Genomic DNA, 21,213 nt, shown 5'->3' with positions numbered 1-21,213 from the left:
TTTGATTAAGATTGGGTAATTACTAAAGATGCCATTACATAATATTGAAAATATATAAAAGCATATAGCGATATAGATATATTAATCTTTTCTATTAATAAAAAGTAAGAAATAAAATTAGTTTTCTATATACCAGCATATTTGCTATTGTTAATTTTAAAAATATCTTTCAAGGTAGATTATCAATTCATCCTTATACAGGATGCTAACTGGCGTTTCGCTCATTGTTAAAGTGGTTTTTCAGATTTAGGGCTAAAGTGGTTGCATCCACTCGGCTCTGAAATCGTAAACTTGCAATAGGTTGCCACTCAACTTTTGCTCAAAGCTCTGCTAAGCTTTATCTCTACTCACGTCGCTACACTTTGTAGGCGATCGCTACTCAACTTTAAGACTTTGATTGCCTAACCACTACAACTACTCAATGTCTCTAATCTCTTTTCTGCCCAAAATAGAACATCACTGAAGTGGCAATCGGTTTGCAAGAAAATTTTTGTTAAGTTAACCACGCCTTTTTATATGCCAAATTCGTCCCAAAGCTTTTCTTCAGAAACGTGGATAAAACAAAGTGCAAATTTTGACGCTGATTTACTTAAGCTGGGATAGAAGAATAACAAAAAGTTGCGGTTTAGTAAATTCATAATCTGAAACTAATTTTCAACTTTCCTAATCTGTGGTCAATAAACAAGGCAGATTAGCGAAAGGCTGCAATAAAATTAGCTGGAATTAGCCTTTTTCTGTTACCCTGAAAAGGAAAAATAAACTCATATTTCTTAAATACTCTCTAACTGATACACTATTCTTATGATAGGTAGCTAAAGTGTCATACTTAAAGTAGCATCACAAGATAGTGTTCGCCTAATTAATACGTTATTAACGTGTATAAACTATGCAAACTACTTCAAATCGAGTTCCAGATTTTGAAAAACTATTTAGAGAAAAATTACAACTCAATAATTGTAGGCTCAGAAAAAAAAGAAAAGAGAATAATTATGAAATAACTACTCCAGCCAAGGACATTTTTTTAATGTATTGGCACGAATTTCCAGAAATTAACTTGATATATCAGCCTGTAGGAATACGCACAGAGCAAACTGTAGTTTATGAGCGAGCTATCCGTTCTCATATTAAATTTTGTTTGAGCAGTATCCAGGATCGCCCTTTGAATGATGAACTCCAGGGTTTATCAAGTTTGCAAGATGTTGGCTAAGAGTTATATGAAGAATGGGAAAGGAATATTCTATACCTTTCCCCGTACTCCGGCTTTTGTAAAAAGTCTATTCTTCTACATAGCCTTTAACAATTAAAGTTAGGGTGGGCTGCTACCCACCCTAAAGTATTGCTTACTTAGTAGTACTTTCTGCTGGTACTTCAGTAGATGTCTTGCCAATCAACATTGCGGCATTTTCCTCACTTTCGAGGATACCGAATTCAATCAACAACTCTTCTAGTTCTTCCATCTCAATGGGTGTGGGGATAGTGAGCTTGTCGTTACCGATGATTTTCGTAGCCAGTGTCCGATATTCGTTACTTTGATTACTGTCAGGTGCGTACTCGTTTACTGTCATGCGGCGTAATTCAGCGTGCTGCACGATATTGTCACGAGGTACATAGTGAATCATTTGGGTGTTTAAGCGTTTTGCCAGAGTTTCGATAAGATCGATTTCCCGGTCAACGTTACGGCTGTTACAAATCAGACCACCTAAGCGCACACCGCCAGTGTGAGCATATTTTAGAACACCGCGAGCGATGTTGTTAGCTGCATACATCGCCATCATTTCACCGGATGTAACGATGTAGATTTCTTGGGCTTTACCTTCGCGGATAGGCATAGCGAAACCACCACACACAACGTCACCCAACACGTCATAAGACACGAAGTCAACGTCTTTATATGCACCATTTTCTTCCAAGAAGTTAATGGCGGTGATGATACCGCGACCGGCGCAACCTACACCGGGTTCTGGGCCACCAGACTCCACACAACGGACGTCCCGAAAGCCAGTAAGCATGACTTCTTCGAGTTCTATGTCTTCTACAGCGCCTCGTTCAGCAGCCAATTGCAGAACGCTGGTTTGGGCTTTGCTGTGTAGCATCAAACGGGTAGAGTCAGCTTTAGGGTCACAACCGACAATAAGAATGCGTTGACCCATTTCTGCCATAGCAGCAAGGGTATTTTGAGAGGTGGTGGACTTACCAATACCGCCTTTACCGTAAAAAGCTATCTGTCTAATTTTTTCGTCAGTCATGGTTGGTGTTTCCTACAATTGTTCTGTTGGTGGGTCTGAAGGTTGAGGTAAGACGTTCATGCTTGGTAATATTGGCAGGCACATACCACTTGCTGGAGGCGATGCCTACGATTAGCTTCTTTACGAGAGGCTATGCATCACAGCAAAAACAGTTAAAATCCAGAACATGTTCAAAGGAATATTGCAAATGCCACCAGAGGCACAGTTAAATTATTTCTTTTGGAAAGCCAACTGTAGCTTGTTTCCTGTAAGATAGTGTTCTGGTGCTTGGAGTTAATGCAGAGAAACTCTACATCTCTCGATAACGAAGCCTTTAAACTTTGACTAAAGCATTACCGTGTTGTAACAGAATCCCAATTGGTTGCTCAAACCTTAAGAGTGGTTACAGTAGGAATTTCAATTTACGCAGATTTGTTTCCCTTAACCACACAACCAACCAAAATTGCAATCCACTCCAAATGGTCGCTACAACTTCCTCGATTTTGCTTGTGTCATAGTTGCCAAGAACTTCTAATTACGAGCGCAACCAATCAATATCCCCAAGTACTGAGCAACTGCTGTACTAGCGTTTCTTGCAAGTATTCCTTGAGAATCAATCGGATTGTGACTGATGTAGGGGAATAAATTCCAACCCAAAGCCGATAGCTACAGATGTTGTGCTGATGTAAGCATCAGCAACCTCTGATACTAATACCGATTTAATTAATGATTGCAACAAATCCTTTAGTAGAGACGTTGCATTGCAACGTCTCTACATGGTCTATCTGTCACATTCTTTTTTTAAATTGGCATAAGATTTGGGAAACATCTTGGTGACTTTTGACAATATGGTTAAATTTCTGGATATTAAGGAACGACACCTGCTTTTATTGAAGTTTTCGTTCCAAAAATATGCAACTGCTGAAACCTAGTTCACGGTTATAAATGGTCGCTACCGCTTGCACTAAGTCATTAACAGTTTTGAATTTCTATCTGCTTCCCAGACTATACTAAAAGTCTTTCTTCCCAGACTAAAAGAGTGATCGCATCTGGTAGGTAATGCTAGCTATGTTAGCCAACTCTTGCTGGCTTATACCCAGTCAAGTTCTGAATTAACTTCAAGTTATTACCAAGCTTAATATCTTGCTTCATTTGGCTTTGTATTTTCGCTACAAAATATAGCGAATTGAAGGGGATTTACCAGAGCACAAGAAGCATATTAATCTAGCTTCAGTTTTTTTGAAGTCTTTTTGTGCTTTTACTTTTTTGATTCCTATAATAACCATAGCATAGATATTGCTAAATTATTTTACGATTTGCAAAAGTTGCTTGCATTTGAAATCTACTTTTATTCTTAGCAAAATCTAACTATTGACTACCTTAAAAACCAGTTAAAAATGTATTTAAGTTTGCTATAGATAAAATTAATTAAGTAACAACCGCCTCAGAAACAACAGATACACAAGCATTGACCAAAGATAATAGCGGCCCTAATTGCTCCTGACCATTAACAGCTAAATCGCTGTGACACAAATAAACTTTTTCAGATACACGAGATAGCAAATCTGCCAAAATTCTTCGTAGTCGTTGTTCTTCTGCCAATTTCTCATCTTCTGCTGTCCAAGGTTCACCTAACCTTTCTTGCAGGAAAAACGGCGCACCAAACAATGTAGCCGCACCACCTTTTGCCCACAGGGGTGAACCAGCATCTAGCCAGAAATGCCAGCGGTGAAATCGTCTACTAGAGCGGTATTGGAAAATTGTGGCTAAGGTGACGGCTTTTTTGGCTGCTCCAATGGGGCGTACAGGATAGGGGTTGGCGGTGATGGTACCACGCCGCAGTAGTTGAATGAATTCGTTAATGGTGGCGTGAGGTGTCGTTTCTAGTGGGTCAATTTGTCGTAATCGGGTGTCAATTTCCCAGTAATGTTGAGCAGTTTCGAGCAATTCCCGCAGTGCTGCCAGTTGATCGTAGGGAAGATTGCTGCCATTCCACAAAAAGTGCTGAATGGCTCTGTCTAAAAGGGAGATGGGACTGGGAATCAGGCGGAGTTCTTGTTGCGATCGCTGTTTTTCTAGCCACTGCAATATATCATTATAAGCTGTGGTAGCTGCATAGCCGATTCTATCCCAGCGTTCAAACGTCGATACTGGCAGTAAGTTGGGACTATCAGGATGGGGTACAAAGCAGTAATCGGCAATTAACCCAGCACGTACCGGGTCAATCTTTGGGTGATGGGGTGAAGAATTATTCTCCCCCTCTTCCACTCTTCCACTCGCCCCCTCTCTTCCACTTAGTACCACGAGCATCTCAGCCACGGCATCCCGATCTACTAGGCGTCCCAAACCAGGATAAACGAGTGCCAGCATCGTTAATAAGGCGCGGATAACGGGTGAACTAATTAGGGGACGCTGATCGTTGAGCGATTCTACGAGTATATTTTGCTTAACGAGGATTTCTACCAGGGTATAACGAGCGATCGCATCCAAACCAGGGGCAATAATTACCACTTGTTCTGGTTCAACTTGCCCAGATTTGATCGCATTAGCAATTACCTCTGCTGTTTGTCGCAACAGTTGAGCGCGGGAGGTGGTTAGAATTGACTGTATTGCATTTGGTAAACTGTACAATCCCATCGGTTCTGTGACTAATTCCACCATTGATATTGCAAGTCTATCTGCAAGAGAATCTGAGGGGAAGCCGGTTAAGGTTTCTATATGACAACGCCCTGCTAATCCTTCTAGGTAGTCGGGATCTGCTCCCAATCCTAATCGCACTGCACCATTGGGGTTATAGCTAAACGCTCCTACTGCACCTTGATCTAAGAGCAAATCAAACAGCTGACGTGCTACACCAGGATAATCATCTACATCATCTGCCAGTACCGCCTGATAGCGTTTAGTTAGGTGTTGTTGGTAATTGCGATCGCTTAATAAGTACTGACTATATAGTTCGGTAATAATTCCATAAGTTAGAAATCCCCTCTCTAGACACCAGTTACGCCAATCTAGCAGCAAAGACGCCAAAAATTCTGGCTCTAGGTTTATAGCATTCTCTTGCAAACCCTTTTGCAGAATTGGGGCAATATCTTCGCAAGGTGTGCCGCTGTAAGCTGCTAATTGCAACAAGTCTAGGATGCGACGTATAAAACGAGACTCATTCACTCCCGCTAGACGTAAAATTTCTTCATTTAATTGGGAACGCCAGAGTTTGGTTGCCAATTCTTGCTCGGTTTCTGGACGCAATCTTACTGGAAATTGTGCTTTCAAGTTCAACAACCGAATCAGCAACGGCCAAAATAGAATAACTTCATCTTGGAAAAAACCTAGCGGTGTCTTAGCACGAACCGGATATTTTCCTAGAGTATTTGTAACAATTTTATCTCCCAATTCTCGACGATTGTCATCATTAGCAGCTAAGACCAAAACTCCTGGTTCTGTTGGCCGAAGATACAAAAATTTTGGTAGATGACCACCTTTTTCCTGTCTTAGATTTTTAGTATAAAATGATTCAATATATTTGTTTTCAGTTTGCACCCAACTACAAAATTGCTCTATCAAGCGAGCAGTCTTACCACTGCGGCTAGTACCCACAATCCAAACTGAATGAGACACAAAACTTCTCCTTGTAGATTTGCTAATATACCTCGTGCGTTAACTTAGGGTTAAGAATCACCAAAACATGCTGGATGATTGTCTGCGATGAAAAACTCTGTTTTTAGCCAAAAAATCTATCATTTATTACTGCCTGCTTACCGTTGGTATTTACAGACACCAGAGCGTTCTCTAGATGAAGCCTACCAGGCGGCATTAAAAATTAAGGAAATAGAAAGTAAGCATTTCAATGGTAATAAAATAGACGTTGACTCAGCCATGTACAGCAACAGCGTGATGGATTATTTTGAGTCAGACCTGAAAAAGCTATTAAAAATTTCCCGGATGAGGCTTACAGAGTTTAAAGCCAGCCGTTGGTTCTTAAACGAAGAGAACCAAAAAGCAGCCCAGAAAGCAGGCATAGAATATCCCAATGCTTCTTTAGTTTTGGAAAAGCTAAACTTCATTGATCAAGTCATATCAAAATACACTGTATTTAATCAACCAACAACTTCTTCAACTTTAGTTACTAACCCTCAAGTTTTGCCAGTTGAATCGGCTATCGCTCCATCATTACCAACAAAAAAGCCAACTCCAAACCCTGAGAAAAAACCACAACGAAAAGCCGACACATTGGGGATTTTACCCCGTTCAATTTTAAGTACCATCAATCGTTTACAAGTTGAATTAGATCCTAATTCTGAACAAGATGTAGTTCAAAACTTTCGTCAAACTCAAAGAAGAACAATAATATCTATTAGATTCATCTTATTGTTAATTATAGTACCACTTTTAACCCATCAGTTAGCAAAGATTTTTGTAGTAGGGCCGCTTGTTGATAATTTTAGAGGCTCTGAGCAAGTGCAAGTATTCCTCAATTTTGAGATGGAAGAAGAAGCTCTTGGAGAGCTGCAAAGATTTGAAGAGAAAATCAAGTTTCAAAATCTTATTAGTAATGCACCTCCACTAACTTCTAAGCAGATTGAAACCGAAATGCAAGAAAAAGCTCGCGAGATTGCTGAGGAATTTCGTGGCGAAAGTGCTAATGCAATCAAAAATGTTTTTTCTGATATTTTTTCTGTTGGTGCTTTCATTTGGCTTTTGCTAGTCAGTAAGTCTTCTATTGGGGTGATTAAAGATTTCTTTGATCATATTGTCTATGGTTTGAGTGATAGCGCTAAGGCATTTATTATCATTTTGTTCACTGATGTCTTTGTCGGATTCCACTCTCCTCATGGCTGGGAAGTAATTCTAGAAGGTTTATCGCGTCATTGGGGATTACCCGCTAATCGAGATTTTATCTTCTTATTTATTGCCACATTTCCAGTGATTTTAGATACCATTTTTAAATATTGGATATTCCGATACTTGAACCGCATATCACCTTCGGCAGTTGCTACTTATCGTAATATGAATGAATAATAAGATTGGGAATTGGAAATGGGACATGGGGAAGGGAAAATAGGATAAATTTGCTTAATGCTTGGCTTATTTCCAATATTTAATATCAAATACTTAATACCTATTCCTATTTTTTAGATGAAAAAAACATTTGCAGCGATCGCCATTAGCATACCCGTGATTCTATCGGTTTTTTTGGTGCGTATGCAATCTTTAGCGCATCAGAAACTCAGTCTGCCAGAATGCCGGGTGAAAAAGTGGGATATACCAACGTCCTCTTTTACTAACCAAAATCAAGATGCATCTATTCAAAAGCCAAAAACCCAAGCATCACCAGTACTGATTCAAAGGTTGCCAGTTACTTGTTGCCAAGGTGATGCTTCTTGTGTAGATGAATTTATCTATGCAAAAGAAAATAGTCAATTACCAGATAAAAAGGCATTATTGACAGCTATTAATCATAGCCTGCAATATCTGCAAACAGCTAATGCTATTGCTGCTTATCAAAGATATCAAGTGACTGGAATTACACGCGATCGCGTGCTAAATAGCTTGAAAAGATTTCGGGAACTACTATTAAAAACTACTTCTGCAACCGAATTGCATACAGCTATAGAACGAGAGTTTGTCTTTTATCAATCAGTCGGACACGATACCAAAGGTGCGGTTTTATTCACCGCCTACTATGAACCGCTTTATGTCGCTAGTCGCTTTCCCACCGCAGAGTATCGCTATCCTATTTATCGATTACCCGCTGATTTAGACTTCTGGCCTAAGCCTCATCCTACACGCCAAGAGTTAGAAGGAGCAGACGGTTTGCAAGGCGAAAAAGGCAACCTGCGGGGATTAGAGTTGTTTTGGTTTCGCGATCGCCTTGAGCCATATTTAGCTCAAATTCAGGGTTCTGCAAGACTTCAGCTAACTGATGGCACTCAGACAACAATCGGTTATGCCGGCAATACTGCTTATACTTACAAAAGTATTGGGCGAGAACTAGCAAACGATGGCAAATTACCTTTAGAAGGGATGACTATGCCAATTATTCTCGACTATTTCCAGAAGCATCCCCAAGATTTAAATATTTATATTCCGCGCGATCGCAGCTTTGTTTTTTTTCAAGAAAATCATGGTGCGCCAGCACAAGGTTCCATCAACGTACCAGTCACAGCAGAGCGTTCTATTGCTACAGATAAATCTCTCATGCCTCCTGGTGCTTTAGCCTTAATTCGTGCTTCTTTTCCCTTTGCTAAGGCTAATGGAATAGAGCATCGGATTGTTAGTCGCTATGTTCTTGATCAAGATACTGGAGGCGCAATTAAAGGTGCAGGTAGAGTAGATTATTTTTTAGGTACTGGTAAAGTGGCAGGCGATCGCGCTGGCGTTACAGTCAGTAATGGACAATTATTTTATCTGTTACTCAAGCCTAATAATTAAAGCTACTTTGAGTCCTGAGTTTTAGTTTTTAACTTTAAGAAGCTGTTGTTACTACAAAAAATTCCGTTATTAACTCCGGCTGACATTTAGTGTTAGTGCGATCGCTCATCAAAGCAATTAAATCGTTTTTATTACCTTCATTTGCTAAAATATTGCAAATTCCATAAGTCATAAGATATCTTTTACAACAATAAGAACTACAACTTTACCTGTTTAGATATGAGCCATTTTCTAACACTTGTGATTATTGATCACACAGAACCAAACCTAAGCAAAAAGGCTGAAGAATTGATGATGCCATACTTTGAAGCAGATGAAGATAATCCATCTTCGCAAGCAAAATGTGACGGATTTGTGATTGGTGGTCGATATGATGGCATAATTTCGGGTAAGGAGCAGCATTACAATCTCAACCCCGAAGAATTTCAACGTCGATACGGGCTAGATGTTGTGCAATCAGAAGACAATATTCGTCCTATCTCTACCCTAATACCTGATTTAGTTTCATACGCTATCGTAACCCCTGATGGAAAGTGGCATGACTGTCAAGGAAAGTCCAGTGAAGAATGGCTACAAGAGTTCCGAAGTCTTTTACACCAACATCAAGAAAAGATGGTGGCTGCAATTGATTGTCATTGTTGATTGAAGTTTGTATTCTTGCTTGAAACTGTACTTAATTTTACTTTGGGAGTGAGATTAGATCTCAAATGTGTTACCACAGATGATTGGTTGCACCTTGCTGCCATAGAGTATCAACAGTCACAAATTCATAACCTTGTCGTAGCAGTTGAGGAATAAAGATTTTGATTGTGGCTGCAACATCTTCTCCACCGCAAGCACCATCATGCAAGACAATCATTGAACCATTTTTTACCTGCTCGACAACTCGCTGCACTACTGTGTTAACGCCTGGTCTTACCCAGTCTTCTGGTACAACACTCCACATAACTGGGCGGTAATTCCACTGAAAAAATAATTTTAAAGTTGCAGGTGTAAATAAACCATTGGGGGGACGGACATCGCGCACTTGTTCAGGTTGTAAGTTGCAGGCGTCATAGATTGCAACTTGGGTTTTTTCTAAACTATCCTTGAGGTCAATTGGGGAAAGCATGGGAAAAGAGCGATGATCATAGCCATGCAATCCTATCCAGTGTCCACGATCGCTTACTGCTTTGGCAATCGCTGGTGAACGATTAACGCAAGCACCCAACCAAAAAAAACTGGCTTTAATGTTGTAGCGGTCTAAAACTTTTAATACTTGAGGTGTGTATTGAGGATGAGGGCCATCATCAAACGTCAGCGCGATCATTTTGGAATTGCGATCGCCACCCCAAAGACAATTGGGAAACGTTGGTTGGAGAACACGGTAAAAAATCGGAAAAAAGGGCGCTAGCTGCATCTTCGCTTTGAGGATCTTGTTCTGGAACGTAAGCTTAGTTTTCTGTTTACGAGCAGTCTATGTGATTTTATTTTATTGTGACATTGATAAATCCTGGTTTGTTCTAAACTCAGACCCAAGATGGCTTCCATCCTGCCCTATAGCGATATCACAGTTTCAGCAGATTGGCCCGGCGCATAACGAGGGCGAAGATGTAAAGTGATTTCCGTATCGAGTCGCTTGAGGAAAATGAGAAGTTTGCCCTCGCTGAACCGTTGAAACTCTCCTTTCATCAAATGAGATACTTCTGGCTGGGGAATGCCAAGAAGTTCGCTGATTTCACGCTGTTTCAGGTTGCGTTGAGAGAGGAGGCGGAGTACCTGAATTCCTATCTTGCCCCGCATAAAAAGTTCCGAAGCATCCTCTAAACCGAGGTCAGCGAATACGTTGCCACTGCTTTCTTCAAAAACGGGTTCCTGTGTCATTGTTGTTTCTCCCTGGCTACCGCGTCCTTGTAACGTTGTTTAATCAGATCAACATCAGCCTGTGGAGTTTTAATCCCCTGCTTCGATTTCTTCTGAAAAGCGTGCAGGACATAGATTTTCTCTCCAATCTTTACCGCATAGACTGCCCTGTAAGTATCGGTATCGTAGCGTTATGGTCGGGTAGCGAGATAGTAATTATGGTCTTATACCTTTACTTTTAAGCTTGTTAAACTAAGCCACTTAAACTCCAAAACTTATACCTATTTTCTTCTTCTCTTGGTCTACGAAAAAATCATGATTAAAAGAATAAATACGAATACAATCCTCATAAATAATATGAAGCTGATTTGTATAATTTTTAGATTTAGGAAAAACCCTCCAATTGACAGGTTCACCTGGAAAGTGAATGTATTTGAGTAAACTTGTAATAACTAGCAGCCCTTCTTCTTGTTCTAAAACTATTCCAAAAAAAGAACTATCTGCACTTATTATATCGCCTAATAATTCTTCAGTTTCTATAGAGCCAAGGTTAATAAATTTTTCCTGTTCTTCCGTTGCTTTTGGATAAAATTTTACCAATTGTATAGAGTTTTCTGTAATTGAGCAAATTTTATCATGAGTTCCCCAAGTAAATATAGATGATTGCTCATTCTCATTATTTGTAAATATTTCACTAGATGAAATTAACTTCTTAAATTCTCTGTTAGTGATTTGTGTTTCACCTATCTCTAGCAATGCTATTGAGGATTTTTTCTCTGCTGGCGTGTTATCTACATTAGTCAATTGGGTTAGTTCTGGTTGTTGTTTTCTGTAGCCTTTTTTTATCCTTGATCTACGTCTCTTACTAGCTTTAAAATCTGCAAAATAGCCATCATTGAAATATGAAGAACTGAAGACACTAGGATACAACCAACGAACAAAGCTTGAGTGTTGCACAAAAATATGTCGAGGTTCATTACGTTTATAAGAAGGGTTCTGTCCTAAATAATAATCAAATAAACCCTCACTTCCAGCAGCAATAGCTAGTGTTAAATGAGAGGCGGAAAGGCTTAAAACAGGTATATCACATAACTTTTCGGCTTCAGGATTTAGTGATTTTTTTCTGCTATAACCACAATTAGATGACGAAACACCACTTTGACTTCCGACATAAACAGTTTTATAATGAATGGAACTATCAGCATGAGGAAAAGGCAGTGGATTATTCTGTTCACTAACTATAAAACTTGTTAAATCTGCGGACGAAATTTCTATAGAATTTTCTACTAATTTTTTAAATTTACTGAGAATCAAATCTTTAATTTCTAAATCTTGAAATAGCAAGTTATTGTATAAATTGTCTCCAAATTGAACTGAAAATTTTAATACAAGCTTTAACTGCTCATTAATATTAATGTTTTCTATTAATTTATTCCAGTTAACAGTTGTAATAGAGCCATCATTCTTCCAAAGATAAAGCTTTCCATCATAAATTTGGCTATCATAATATGAACCAGATATAATAAGTTCTAAAGGTTTAACATCTAAAGCTTGCATTTTTGACCTCTAGCAATTTTACGAATAAGTTGTGGACGAAGATACTGTTTACTTAGCCAATCACCCAATACATTTTCTGGAGGAATATCTTGCGGTTTTTGCCCACTAGGATTTGCAGGATAACCATGCCATTTGCTGTTTCTACTACTATCAATAAACTTAGCTATAAATAGTTGGCATAATTCTGGTTCATTTTTAGCTGAGTTTCCAAGATATTCAACTTTATCATTCTTCAAATACAACCCCCAGCTAGTATGATAATGTGGCTTGTTCCAGGAAGATTCTAAAGAATGTTTAAAACAGCTTTTTTCCTCAAGTTCGGTTATAGTCCACTGTGATTTTTCGCCACTATTATTCCTGTGGTCTATTTTAGGAATGTAGAAAATTTCCGGCAGTATCTCAATTTCTTGATTAACCATCTGTCCGATTATTTTTTGAATTTACCAGTATAAACTAAATTCATAGTTTTAACTAGATACTTAGAGACATTCGATTTTTGATATAAAACTGATATCAAACGCCTTTAAATTTTGGATAATATCCAGCTTTCATAGTACAGGATACACACTCAGGCAGCCACTTAAGTAAAACTTATCAATCAACGAAAGAATGAGGGTTGCGGGAGTGACGATTGATAAGCCTGGGTTAAGTGTGTGAACTCGTTCACGAAACGATCAGCTTTTCAGGGATAATGGAGTGTAATAGTAGCCTACTACTACCGCCTGTTGCGATCGCACTAAAAGTGGAAATAATTGATTTATAACCCACATTTCGCACTTCATCTGTAGTATGCAAAAACTACAAAAACTTATTTTCACAATTTTTTGAAGATAAAGCCATAGAACATTTATTAGCAGAGAAATTATTAACTTGAGCGATGAACGTCGTCGAATTTTGCAATTCCTGCCTGTTTGTTGTCAAAAATATTATTTCTTAACTTAAAAACATTTGATTAGTTATTGAACTCTCTTCTAATCTTCTAATACTTGAATAGAGTTAACATTGAATATTCTTGAATAACTAGCTTTTTTAGCGGTATTTGAAAGCTGGGCATCTATCCTGCATAATTTATTTTTTTAAGATTTACTTAGGTATCCAAATTATAATTTGGAATTTTTCCCAGATGTATTTATTTATACTAATAACTGAATTACGGAATATGGCTTTGAGATGTATTGCAAGTCATGTTTGTAACAAAATCTGTAACAACAACATCGTTTTAGCTTTTATTCGTCTAGATTGATGACAAATCTCAGGGAAATCCCGGAATTATGGGGTAATGCTGCTTAAAGATATACGCGATTATCAAATTCTATTTCTGGGCTTGTTTTTAGTCTTGGGAATTAGTACAAGAGACTGGACGCTGCAACCAGAGTTGATTGGGGTGGCGATCGCTACTTGTTTAGCAACGCAATGGATATTGTCATTAGTCACTGGCAAAGAACAAATGATCAATCTTCGCAGCGCCCTAATTACCTCTTTGGGACTCAGCTTGCTTTTGCGGGCAGATCATTGGACAACAATGGCAATAGCCGCAGTAAGTGCGATCGCTAGTAAATTTATCTTCCAAGTCGGTGATAAGCATTTCTTCAATCCTGCCAATTTTGGTATCATTTCCGCCTTAGTTCTGACACCCGATGCTTGGGTTTCGCCGGGACAGTGGGGTGAGGAGTGGTGGTATGGACTGTTATTTGCTGGGACTGGCGGGATGATTTTGCAGCGAGTTGGTCGCTGGGACACCACAGCAGCTTTTTTGGGTGCATATTCCTTGCTGGAGGCGATTCGCAATCTCTGGCTGGGTTGGACTTGGGACGTTTACTGGCATCGTTTAATGAGCGGGTCTTTGCTACTGTTTGCCCTATTTATGGTTACAGATCCGCGGTCTATCCCCAATGCCCGAATTAGCCGTGTAGTTTGGGCAATATGCATCGCCATCTGCACTTTTATTCTGCGGAATTATTTCTTTGTCCCCACCGCAGTTTTTTGGGCGTTATTCGCTCTAGCCCCGTTGACTGTAATCCTAGATTTTCTCTGGTTAGATGGACGATTTTCCTGGTCAAAGGAGAAAGGGGAAGCAGAGGGGCAGGGGGGGAATAAATTACTGATTCTTGACCCTTGACTTTTGACTCACCACTTATTTATAGAGGTATAAAATGAAGCTTTTTCGAGTCTTGATGCCATTATTACTGGCGGTTGTAGCTGTGCTTTGCTTTACGCCCGCAGCTTGGGCATTTTGTGGATTTTATGTTGCTAAAGCTGATACGAAACTGTATAACAAAGCTTCTCAGGTGGCGATCGCGCGGGATGGCGATCGCACTGTCCTAACGATGGCAAACGACTTCCAAGGCGAAGTCAAAGATTTTGCGATGGTGATACCTGTTCCAACAGTTCTGCAAAAAGAGCAAGTTCGCGTTGCTGAACCCAAAATTATCGAACGTCTGGATGCTTTCAGTGCGCCGCGACTAGTGGAATATTTTGACTCTGATCCCTGCGAGCCAGCTTATGATCGGGTAATGCAAGCAGCACCAGCGCCTAGAGCCGCAGCAAATGAAGCAGGGAGAGCAAGGGGCGATGCCAGCTTAGGCGTTACAGTCGAAGCACGTTTCAATGTTGGCGAATACGACATTTTGATTTTGAGTGCTAAAGAATCTGGTGGACTAGAAACTTGGCTCAAACGCAACGGCTATAAAATCCCCAGAGGTGCGAAACAGTTACTTCAGCCCTACATCCGCTCCTCAATGAAGTTCTTTGTTGCCAAAGTCAACCTAGATAAATTCGAGCAATCTGGTTATCAATTTCTCCGTCCGCTGCAAATTTCTTATCAATCACCCAAATTCATGCTGCCAATTCGTTTGGGCATGATCAATGCCACTACCGAGCAGGATTTAATTGTCTATATTCTCTCGCCTAAAGGAGAGGCTGAAATCACTAATTACCGGACGGTAAAAATCCCCTCTAACACCAATATTCCCCTGTTTGTTAAAGATGAATTTGGTGAATTTTACAAGTCCATGTTCCAAACTGCCTACACTAAAGAAGACCGGAAAGTCTGTTTCTTAGAATACGCTTGGGATATGGGTAATTGCGATCCCTGTTCTGCCGAGCCTTTGACCCCAGAAGAACTGAAGCAAGCAGGCGTATTTTGGTTGGATGATAATTCTAGTGATACGCCAGTATCCCCTGGCTTTCGTCGTCGTTCTCCTAGCAGTAATGTCTTCATTACTCGTCTGCACATCCGCTATACCCGCGATAAATTTCCTGAAGATCCGACATTTCAACAAACCTCCAACCGTGAATCTTTCCAAGGGCGTTATATTTTACAACATCCGTTTACTGGAGAACTCCAATGTCAAGCAGGCAGAGAATACAAGCGGTCTTTGCCCAAGCGTTTTGAACAAGAGGCGCAAACTCTCGCTAAGTTAACCAACTGGAATATCCAAGACATTCGCAAAAAAATGAAGCTGAGTGTAGGTAATTTGACATATTCTTGGTGGGAGCAATTCTTGTCCTGGATCAGATTATAGTTAGCTGAAAAAGGAGTTGTGTGTAACGGCAAATAGATTATTCATTTTTTGCTAGATAATTTATGCCGTTACATATCCTGTAGGCTACAAAATCTATATTTGATTGCGGCTAATTAAGGCTTCTAACTTATGTTTTTGACTATCAATTAATACTATTGCTGGATGGTCTGGAGAAAATTCTTTGATAAGTTGCGATCGCTCTATTTCAAACCCTTCTATTTTTTGATATGCAGCATTTGCTTTAAGACTTTTCAGTACAATTTTGTCTACTTGCGGTTGTGTGTTTTCTAATTGTTTATACAACTCATCAAGTTGAGCATCAAAATGCTGAATCGTTGGGTGTTGAGGTTCAAATCTTGCTAAATTTAATGCTCGCTCGACTTCTACTTTGGCGATTGATTTTAAAATAGTACCAGTTGTAATCTGCGGTACTGAGATATTTACTCCCATGCTTGATAATTCATTTCTGACTTTATCCAACATTTCTTCATTTATAGTATCCATAGGGCCATTTCCGTAAACCCCATCTACATATTGCTGAAAAATCTTTTCTGCTACTTTGTAATCTGCGATCGCACTTTCTTTATTTCCTAAATCCCGGTACATATTTCCTCTGAAAAAGTATGCCTCCGCAGAAGAAGCACTTTCACTAATTACTTGAGTAAAATCTGAAATTGCTTTGTGTTTGTCGCCTAACTTTTCATAAGTCAAAGCCCTATTCCAGTATGCAGGACTACTAAAACCCAATCTACCTGTATTTTGCCTAATCACTTCGGTATAGTCTGCCACTGCGGCTTTATAATTCCCAAGTTTCTTGTAAGCATTTGCACGATGATAGTAGGGTTCTTCAGCTTGAGGATTGAGCCTAATTGCCTGCGTAAAAGAAGAAACCGCAGCAAGTGAGTCTTTTTGGCAATCCTCTTGAAAGTGTCCCATGCTTATGAAGTCGGTTAGTATATTAAGATCTGGTGGCTTAAAAGTTTGGCAGTCATTAGAAGCATTAGAAGCTGGTATTTTTACAACTAATGGTAGCGACAAACCTAGCAGCACAATAGATGATATATAAGCAAGTAAGGAAGGTATAGAGAAGGCAAATTTCATAATCTCGAAATGTTTTTAGTTAGGTAAACGACGAGTATTTGGAAAAAACGGCCATTGGTAATTGTAGATTCTACAGAAATTTATTCGCCTATTAATATTAATCAATCATGGTTTAATGTAAAATTGCCTGAATTCGAGCATAAAAAAATTTTAGATTTAACCCAAAGGCATTAACTAAACTCGGATGAAACCGAGGTTGAAAAATTAATGATGCTAGTGGGTGGACATCCATTTATAGTACGTCTTGCTCTTTATAATGTAGCCAATATGAACATTACTCTAACACAAACATTACAAGATACTACAACATTAAGTATCTATGCAGACCATTTACGCCGTCAAATTTTAATTTTTACACAACAATCAGAATTAGCTGATGCGATGAAAGATGTAGTTTATAAAGATTCTGCCAAATTATAAACAAGAAACCAATTTAAATAGCAGAGTATTTTATTGGTAAAACTTCAATAAGATGGTATGATAGAACACTGTAATTTCCATCGTCATTATTTGCAAATTCATAATACTGTTGGCGAATTGATAGGTAGTCCATAACCCATCAACCATAATCCATCTGAAATTTCTTTAATTTAAGTGCGTTTCAACGCACTTTAGCTAGTAGCCCACAATTTATTGCAGAGTGGGAAAGCAACACAAAGTAAGGAAAAGTAAAAAAATATAGTATCACGACGAAGGGTAATTTTTTTAGGGCATTGTTATACGCAATACTTAAGATATTCTTGCTTTCTTCGCTAAGATTGCCATGATTGAATTCGATGAACAGCTACGCTGCTTAGTTGCCCAAGCCTGTGGAAACCCACTCGGAAGCCCTCAGCGTCAAAAGCTGCTCACGCAAATTATTCGCTTGACAGCAAGTAGACTCTGGAGGGAAAATACTCCCTACTATCAAGACGCACTACAACAAACTTGGTTATATTTCTGCCGCAACGTTTGTGAAGGGTTGACAGGTCAAATATATGACCCCACTTATGGTAGTGTTGTCACCTGGCTGAATGCTTACCTGAAACGCAGATTACAAGACTTTTATCTCAACCAGCACCGGGAACAAATCAGAACTGTCCCGCTCCGGCTCCACCAGTCTAAGTCGGGTGAAAATAGTGAAACTATTGATCCTGTAGATAACTTACCTGCTACCCCCCAAGCACCTCCCATTTTGGAAAACTTGGAGATATGGGCGAAAACAGATTCGGATGGAGAACTGCGCCGTACTCACATAAAAGGGCATCCAGAGGTGAATTGTCAGGTGTTAATTCTCAAACGCCTACCCCCCGAAGTTAGCTGGAGAGAATTAGCTGAGGAATTTAATCTCTCAATTCCGACATTAAGCAGTTTTTATCAGCGTCAGTGTCTACCGCGCTTGCGGAAATTTGCTGAGTTAGAGGGCTTGTTATAGAAGTGGATTATGAAGTAGTCAGGAGTCAGAGAGAAGTTTGAGCCTTACCCTTACAGGATTACGGCGAATCGGCGCTATCGCCTCTATCCGGCGCACCCTGCGGCATCTTGCACGGCACTGGCTCCTTTTGCCAGCAAACCCTTTACACCCACTGACTCCTAACTCCCATTATTAATACTTTGTCTACTCTCATCCTCTAGCAATACAGGTAACTTAATTCTTAAATTTACAAACTGGGTATTTTGTAAAATTACTACCGAGTCTGATTGGGGAAATGCTTCTCAAATCTTCACAAACCACGTTTTAACTGTTACCAGTCTTTTCAATCATCTTTAGGAAAATTCAAGAAACGTAAAGAATACTTCCTCTTTCCATGACCATAACTAAAATAACTAGGCTTTCTGGGGTGAATTCTCTAAAAATTCTTATGCAAAAAGTCAAAGGCAAGACTTTCAACTTTTTACGTTTGCCTTTGTACTTCTTAATTGCTTTACTGTGCATTCTTAGTTCGCCTGTGCTGGCAAATGTCCCAGGTGTGGTCAAATCCTCATCCCAACTAGTAATCAATAGCGTTACTGATTCTACCTCTCCACTGCAACAGGGTAAAGTTTTATTCGATGCCGGCAACTTTGCCCAAGCGGTGAATGTATTGCAAAAGGCAGTTCAGGAATATAAGCAACAGGGGGATAAGCTCAGACTAGCAGCGACTTTGAGTAATCTTTCTTTAGCTTACCAGCAGCTCGGTGCATGGACTGAGGCACAGCAGGCAATTACAGACAGCTTAAATTTGCTCAAAGAACAGGATAAAAACCAAAATCTGCAAGTATTTGCTCAATCACTGGATATTCAAGGTCGTCTGCAACTGGCAATGGGAAAGGCAGAGGCCGCTTTAGCAACTTGGCAGCAAACGGAAGAAGTTTACAAGCAAGCAAAAAATCAAAGCGGTATAATCCGATCGCAGATCAATCAAGCACAAGCGTGGCGAACTCAAGGATTCTACCGTCGTGCAGTAGAAACACTGAAAAAAGTAAATCAAACATTACAATCTCAGCCAGACTCTATAGAAAAGACAGTAGGATTGCGATCGCTCGGTGATGCTCTCCAAGTAGCAGGAGAGCTAGAAATGTCCCGCCAAGCCCTTGAGCAAAGTCTTGTGATTGCTCAACGACTGCAATCAAACGCTGATATTGGGGCAAGTCTATTCAGTTTAGGAAATAATACCCGTAATAACCGTACACAAGAGCAAAAACAACAGGCGATCGCCTATTATCTACAAACAGAGAAAGTATCTCCATCGCCTCTGACAAGAGCTACAGCAAAACTCAATCGCCTCAGCCTACTCATCGAAGATAAACAATTAGCACAAGCCGAAACTCTATTACCATCAATTGAATCCCACGTAGAGCAACTCCCTCCTAGTCGTGCTGCTATCTACGCTAGGATTAACTTTGCACAAAGCCTAAGTAAATTTTCCAACAGAAATTCGGACTCAGCACTATTACTTGCCAAAGCTATTGAGCAATCCCGCAGTTTGGGTGACAAGCGAGCAGAAGCTTATGCCTTGAAGAGTTTGGGCGGCTTATACGAAGAAACCAAACAGTGGTCAGAGGCACAAAACCTGACCCAGCAGGGATTATTTCTCGCCCAAACCAGCAACGCACTGGACATTACTTATACTTTAGAGTGGCAGTTAGGTAGATTGCTCTGGGCACAAAAAGATATCAAAGGAGCGATCGCAGCGTATGATGCTGCTGTGGAAACTCTCCAGTATCTCCGCAGTGACTTAGTGGCAGTCAATCAAGACGTGCAATTCAACTTTCGAGATAGTGTCGAACCCGTCTATCGACAGTCAGTAGAGTTACTGCTGCAATCTCAGGGGACACAACCGGATATCAAAATATTAGAGAAAGCACGTCAGCGGATTGAAGCACTACAATTGGCAGAATTAGATAACTTTTTTCGGGAAGCTTGTCTACAGGGTCAAAAAGTGCCGCTTGATCAAGTGGTAGATCAAGATAACCCCAATGCTGCCATCCTTTATCCAATTATTCTTCCTAGCGAACTCCAGGTAATTGTCAAAATTCCCAAACAACCCCTACGGCATTACAATACCAAAATTCGCCAAGTAGAAGTAGAAAAAATTCTCGCAGAACTGCGAAAAAGCCTTGTCAATCCCACTGCGACCAAAGCTATAGAAAACCAGTCACAACAAGTTTATAACTGGTTACTCCAACCTATTGAATCAGAATTACAAGCAAGTGGGGTGAATACCTTAGTGTTTGTGTTGGATGGAGCATTACGCAACTTACCAATGGCAGCTCTTTACGATGGTAAGCAGTATTTAGTGGAAAAATATGCGATCGCTCTCAGCGTCGGTCTGCAACTCCTCGACCCCAAACCACTGGTACAACGGCAGCTAAAAGCCTTAACTGCTGGGCTAACTCAGCCTCCAGCCAATTACCCCAACTATGCTCCTTTGCCTGCCATCAAATCTGAATTCAACAGCATTACCGAAGCCGGAATATCGACAACTAGTCTCTTAGATGGGCAGTTCACCAGCAAAAAACTAGAAAGCGAAATTAATAGCGTTTCATTTAACGTAGTACATTTAGCAACTCACGGTCAGTTTAGTTCCTTAGCTGAAAACACCTATATTTTGGCTGCTGATGGCCCAATCAAAGTCAAATATTTTGATAGTTTCCTTCGTAGTCAGGATAAAACCAGAGTAGAACTATTAGTTTTGAGTGCCTGTCAAACAGCAGCAGGAGACAACCGTGCAGCACTCGGTTTGGCCGGGGCATCTGTACGAGCTGGCGCACGCAGTACCCTAGCATCCCTATGGCAGATTGATGATGAATCGACAGCTTTGTTTGTCAGTGCCTTTTATCGAGAACTCAAAGGTGGCAAGATCACCAAAGCCGAAGCTGTCCACCGTGCCCAGCTACAACTGCTGAAACATGCCAACTACCAAGCACCAAGCTTTTGGGCTGCCTATGTGCTGATTGGCAATTGGTTGTAACTGGAGTTCGGACTAGTCAGGATTTTTTCCTGAAGCGATGCTTTCGCTGATGTAATAGACCACATGTAGGGCTGACATTACAATGCCAGCCCTACTTAGAGG

The 21,213-nt window shown here is 40.1% G+C and carries 18 protein-coding genes and 2 pseudogenes; 9 read left to right on the top strand and 11 right to left on the bottom strand.

Annotation, left to right across the window (positions count from 1 at the left end; genetic code table 11):
* Positions 1-886: 886 nt before the first annotated feature.
* Positions 887-1,207 carry a hypothetical protein gene (locus HCR01_RS05585; protein ID WP_193195279.1) on the top strand — a complete coding sequence of 107 codons (321 nt, stop codon included), beginning with the start codon at positions 887-889 and terminating at the stop codon, positions 1,205-1,207.
* Between the two features lie 133 nt (positions 1,208-1,340).
* Here HCR01_RS05585 and nifH read toward each other — a convergent pair whose 3' ends face one another.
* The 3 genes from nifH to HCR01_RS05575 all read right to left on the bottom strand — a co-directional run bounded on the left by nifH (position 1,341) and on the right by HCR01_RS05575 (position 5,840).
* On the bottom strand, positions 1,341-2,246 hold the full coding sequence (nifH, locus tag HCR01_RS05580; RefSeq protein ID WP_193195278.1) for a nitrogenase iron protein: 906 nt from the start codon (positions 2,244-2,246) through the stop codon (positions 1,341-1,343).
* Positions 2,247-2,838: 592 nt separating this feature from the next.
* Entirely contained in the window at positions 2,839-2,964 is a 126-nt protein-coding gene (locus tag HCR01_RS39865; protein ID WP_264299883.1) for a hypothetical protein, read from the bottom strand.
* 689 nt (positions 2,965-3,653) lie between these two features.
* A complete protein-coding gene (locus tag HCR01_RS05575; RefSeq protein ID WP_193195277.1) occupies positions 3,654-5,840 on the bottom strand; it encodes a recombinase family protein in 2,187 nt (728 codons plus the stop codon).
* A 78-nt stretch (positions 5,841-5,918) separates the two neighbouring features.
* On the opposite strand from HCR01_RS05575, the gene HCR01_RS05570 reads away from it, so the two are divergent.
* Together HCR01_RS05570 and HCR01_RS05565 are read left to right on the top strand one after the other, a co-directional pair.
* On the top strand, positions 5,919-7,241 hold the full coding sequence (locus HCR01_RS05570; protein ID WP_193195276.1) for a proton extrusion protein PcxA: 1,323 nt from the start codon (positions 5,919-5,921) through the stop codon (positions 7,239-7,241).
* A 117-nt stretch (positions 7,242-7,358) separates the two neighbouring features.
* Positions 7,359-8,654, top strand: a complete 1,296-nt coding sequence (locus HCR01_RS05565) for a murein transglycosylase A (RefSeq protein WP_193195275.1) — start codon at positions 7,359-7,361, stop codon at positions 8,652-8,654.
* A gap of 34 nt (positions 8,655-8,688) precedes the next feature.
* On the opposite strand, the gene HCR01_RS38460 is transcribed toward HCR01_RS05565, so the two are convergent.
* Positions 8,689-8,826, bottom strand: coding sequence for a hypothetical protein (locus tag HCR01_RS38460; RefSeq protein ID WP_226889153.1), 138 nt, complete (start codon positions 8,824-8,826; stop codon positions 8,689-8,691).
* Between the two features lie 47 nt (positions 8,827-8,873).
* On the opposite strand from HCR01_RS38460, the gene HCR01_RS05555 reads away from it, so the two are divergent.
* On the top strand, positions 8,874-9,296 hold the full coding sequence (locus HCR01_RS05555; protein WP_193195274.1) for a hypothetical protein: 423 nt from the start codon (positions 8,874-8,876) through the stop codon (positions 9,294-9,296).
* 70 nt (positions 9,297-9,366) lie between these two features.
* On the opposite strand, the gene HCR01_RS05550 is transcribed toward HCR01_RS05555, so the two are convergent.
* The 6 genes and pseudogenes from HCR01_RS05550 to HCR01_RS39860 all read right to left on the bottom strand — a co-directional run bounded on the left by HCR01_RS05550 (position 9,367) and on the right by HCR01_RS39860 (position 12,848).
* Entirely contained in the window at positions 9,367-10,053 is a 687-nt protein-coding gene (locus HCR01_RS05550; protein ID WP_193195273.1) for a polysaccharide deacetylase family protein, read from the bottom strand.
* A gap of 137 nt (positions 10,054-10,190) precedes the next feature.
* Positions 10,191-10,517 (bottom strand): helix-turn-helix domain-containing protein, encoded by a 327-nt coding sequence (locus HCR01_RS05545; protein WP_193195272.1) that lies wholly within the window; start codon positions 10,515-10,517, stop codon positions 10,191-10,193.
* A pseudogene (locus tag HCR01_RS05540) lies at positions 10,514-10,687 on the bottom strand (type II toxin-antitoxin system RelE/ParE family toxin); the annotation flags it as partial. The gene HCR01_RS05545 and the pseudogene HCR01_RS05540, both read right to left, overlap by 4 nt.
* Positions 10,688-10,757: 70 nt before the next feature.
* A complete protein-coding gene (locus tag HCR01_RS05535) occupies positions 10,758-12,053 on the bottom strand; it encodes a hypothetical protein (RefSeq protein WP_193195271.1) in 1,296 nt (431 codons plus the stop codon).
* A complete protein-coding gene (locus HCR01_RS05530; RefSeq protein WP_193195270.1) occupies positions 12,041-12,472 on the bottom strand; it encodes a hypothetical protein in 432 nt (143 codons plus the stop codon). Before HCR01_RS05530 ends, HCR01_RS05535 begins: the two co-directional genes overlap by 13 nt.
* A 244-nt stretch (positions 12,473-12,716) precedes the next feature.
* A complete protein-coding gene (locus HCR01_RS39860; protein ID WP_264299882.1) occupies positions 12,717-12,848 on the bottom strand; it encodes a hypothetical protein in 132 nt (43 codons plus the stop codon).
* A 484-nt stretch (positions 12,849-13,332) separates the two neighbouring features.
* Between HCR01_RS39860 and HCR01_RS05525 the strand changes: the two genes are divergently transcribed.
* Both HCR01_RS05525 and HCR01_RS05520 read left to right on the top strand, forming a co-directional pair.
* Positions 13,333-14,172 carry an RnfABCDGE type electron transport complex subunit D gene (locus HCR01_RS05525; RefSeq protein ID WP_193195269.1) on the top strand — a complete coding sequence of 280 codons (840 nt, stop codon included), beginning with the start codon at positions 13,333-13,335 and terminating at the stop codon, positions 14,170-14,172.
* Positions 14,173-14,206: 34 nt separating this feature from the next.
* Positions 14,207-15,577 (top strand): DUF2330 domain-containing protein, encoded by a 1,371-nt coding sequence (locus HCR01_RS05520; protein WP_193195268.1) that lies wholly within the window; start codon positions 14,207-14,209, stop codon positions 15,575-15,577.
* Positions 15,578-15,670: 93 nt separating this feature from the next.
* On the opposite strand, the gene HCR01_RS05515 is transcribed toward HCR01_RS05520, so the two are convergent.
* The gene (locus HCR01_RS05515; RefSeq protein WP_193195267.1) at positions 15,671-16,678 is read right to left on the bottom strand and encodes a tetratricopeptide repeat protein; all 1,008 of its coding nucleotides are present in this window, start codon (positions 16,676-16,678) and stop codon (positions 15,671-15,673) included.
* Between the two features lie 36 nt (positions 16,679-16,714).
* Between HCR01_RS05515 and HCR01_RS38455 the strand changes: the two are divergent.
* The 3 genes and pseudogenes from HCR01_RS38455 to HCR01_RS05495 all read left to right on the top strand — a co-directional run bounded on the left by HCR01_RS38455 (position 16,715) and on the right by HCR01_RS05495 (position 21,111).
* Positions 16,715-17,098 (top strand): annotated as a pseudogene (locus tag HCR01_RS38455) (AAA-like domain-containing protein).
* A gap of 343 nt (positions 17,099-17,441) precedes the next feature.
* Entirely contained in the window at positions 17,442-18,092 is a 651-nt protein-coding gene (locus tag HCR01_RS05500) for a sigma-70 family RNA polymerase sigma factor (protein ID WP_193195264.1), read from the top strand.
* A gap of 427 nt (positions 18,093-18,519) precedes the next feature.
* Positions 18,520-21,111: a CHAT domain-containing protein gene (locus HCR01_RS05495; protein WP_226889152.1), complete on the top strand. Its 2,592-nt coding sequence runs from the start codon at positions 18,520-18,522 to the stop codon at positions 21,109-21,111.
* Positions 21,112-21,213: the final 102 nt, after the last annotated feature.

This window comes from Nostoc sp. MG11 (assembly GCF_014904695.1).
In the GTDB taxonomy this organism is placed as follows: Bacteria; Cyanobacteriota; Cyanobacteriia; order Cyanobacteriales; family Nostocaceae; genus Komarekiella.
The sequence above is the reverse complement of the archived record's forward strand: the minus strand, read 5'-3'. Positions and strand labels throughout refer to the sequence as shown.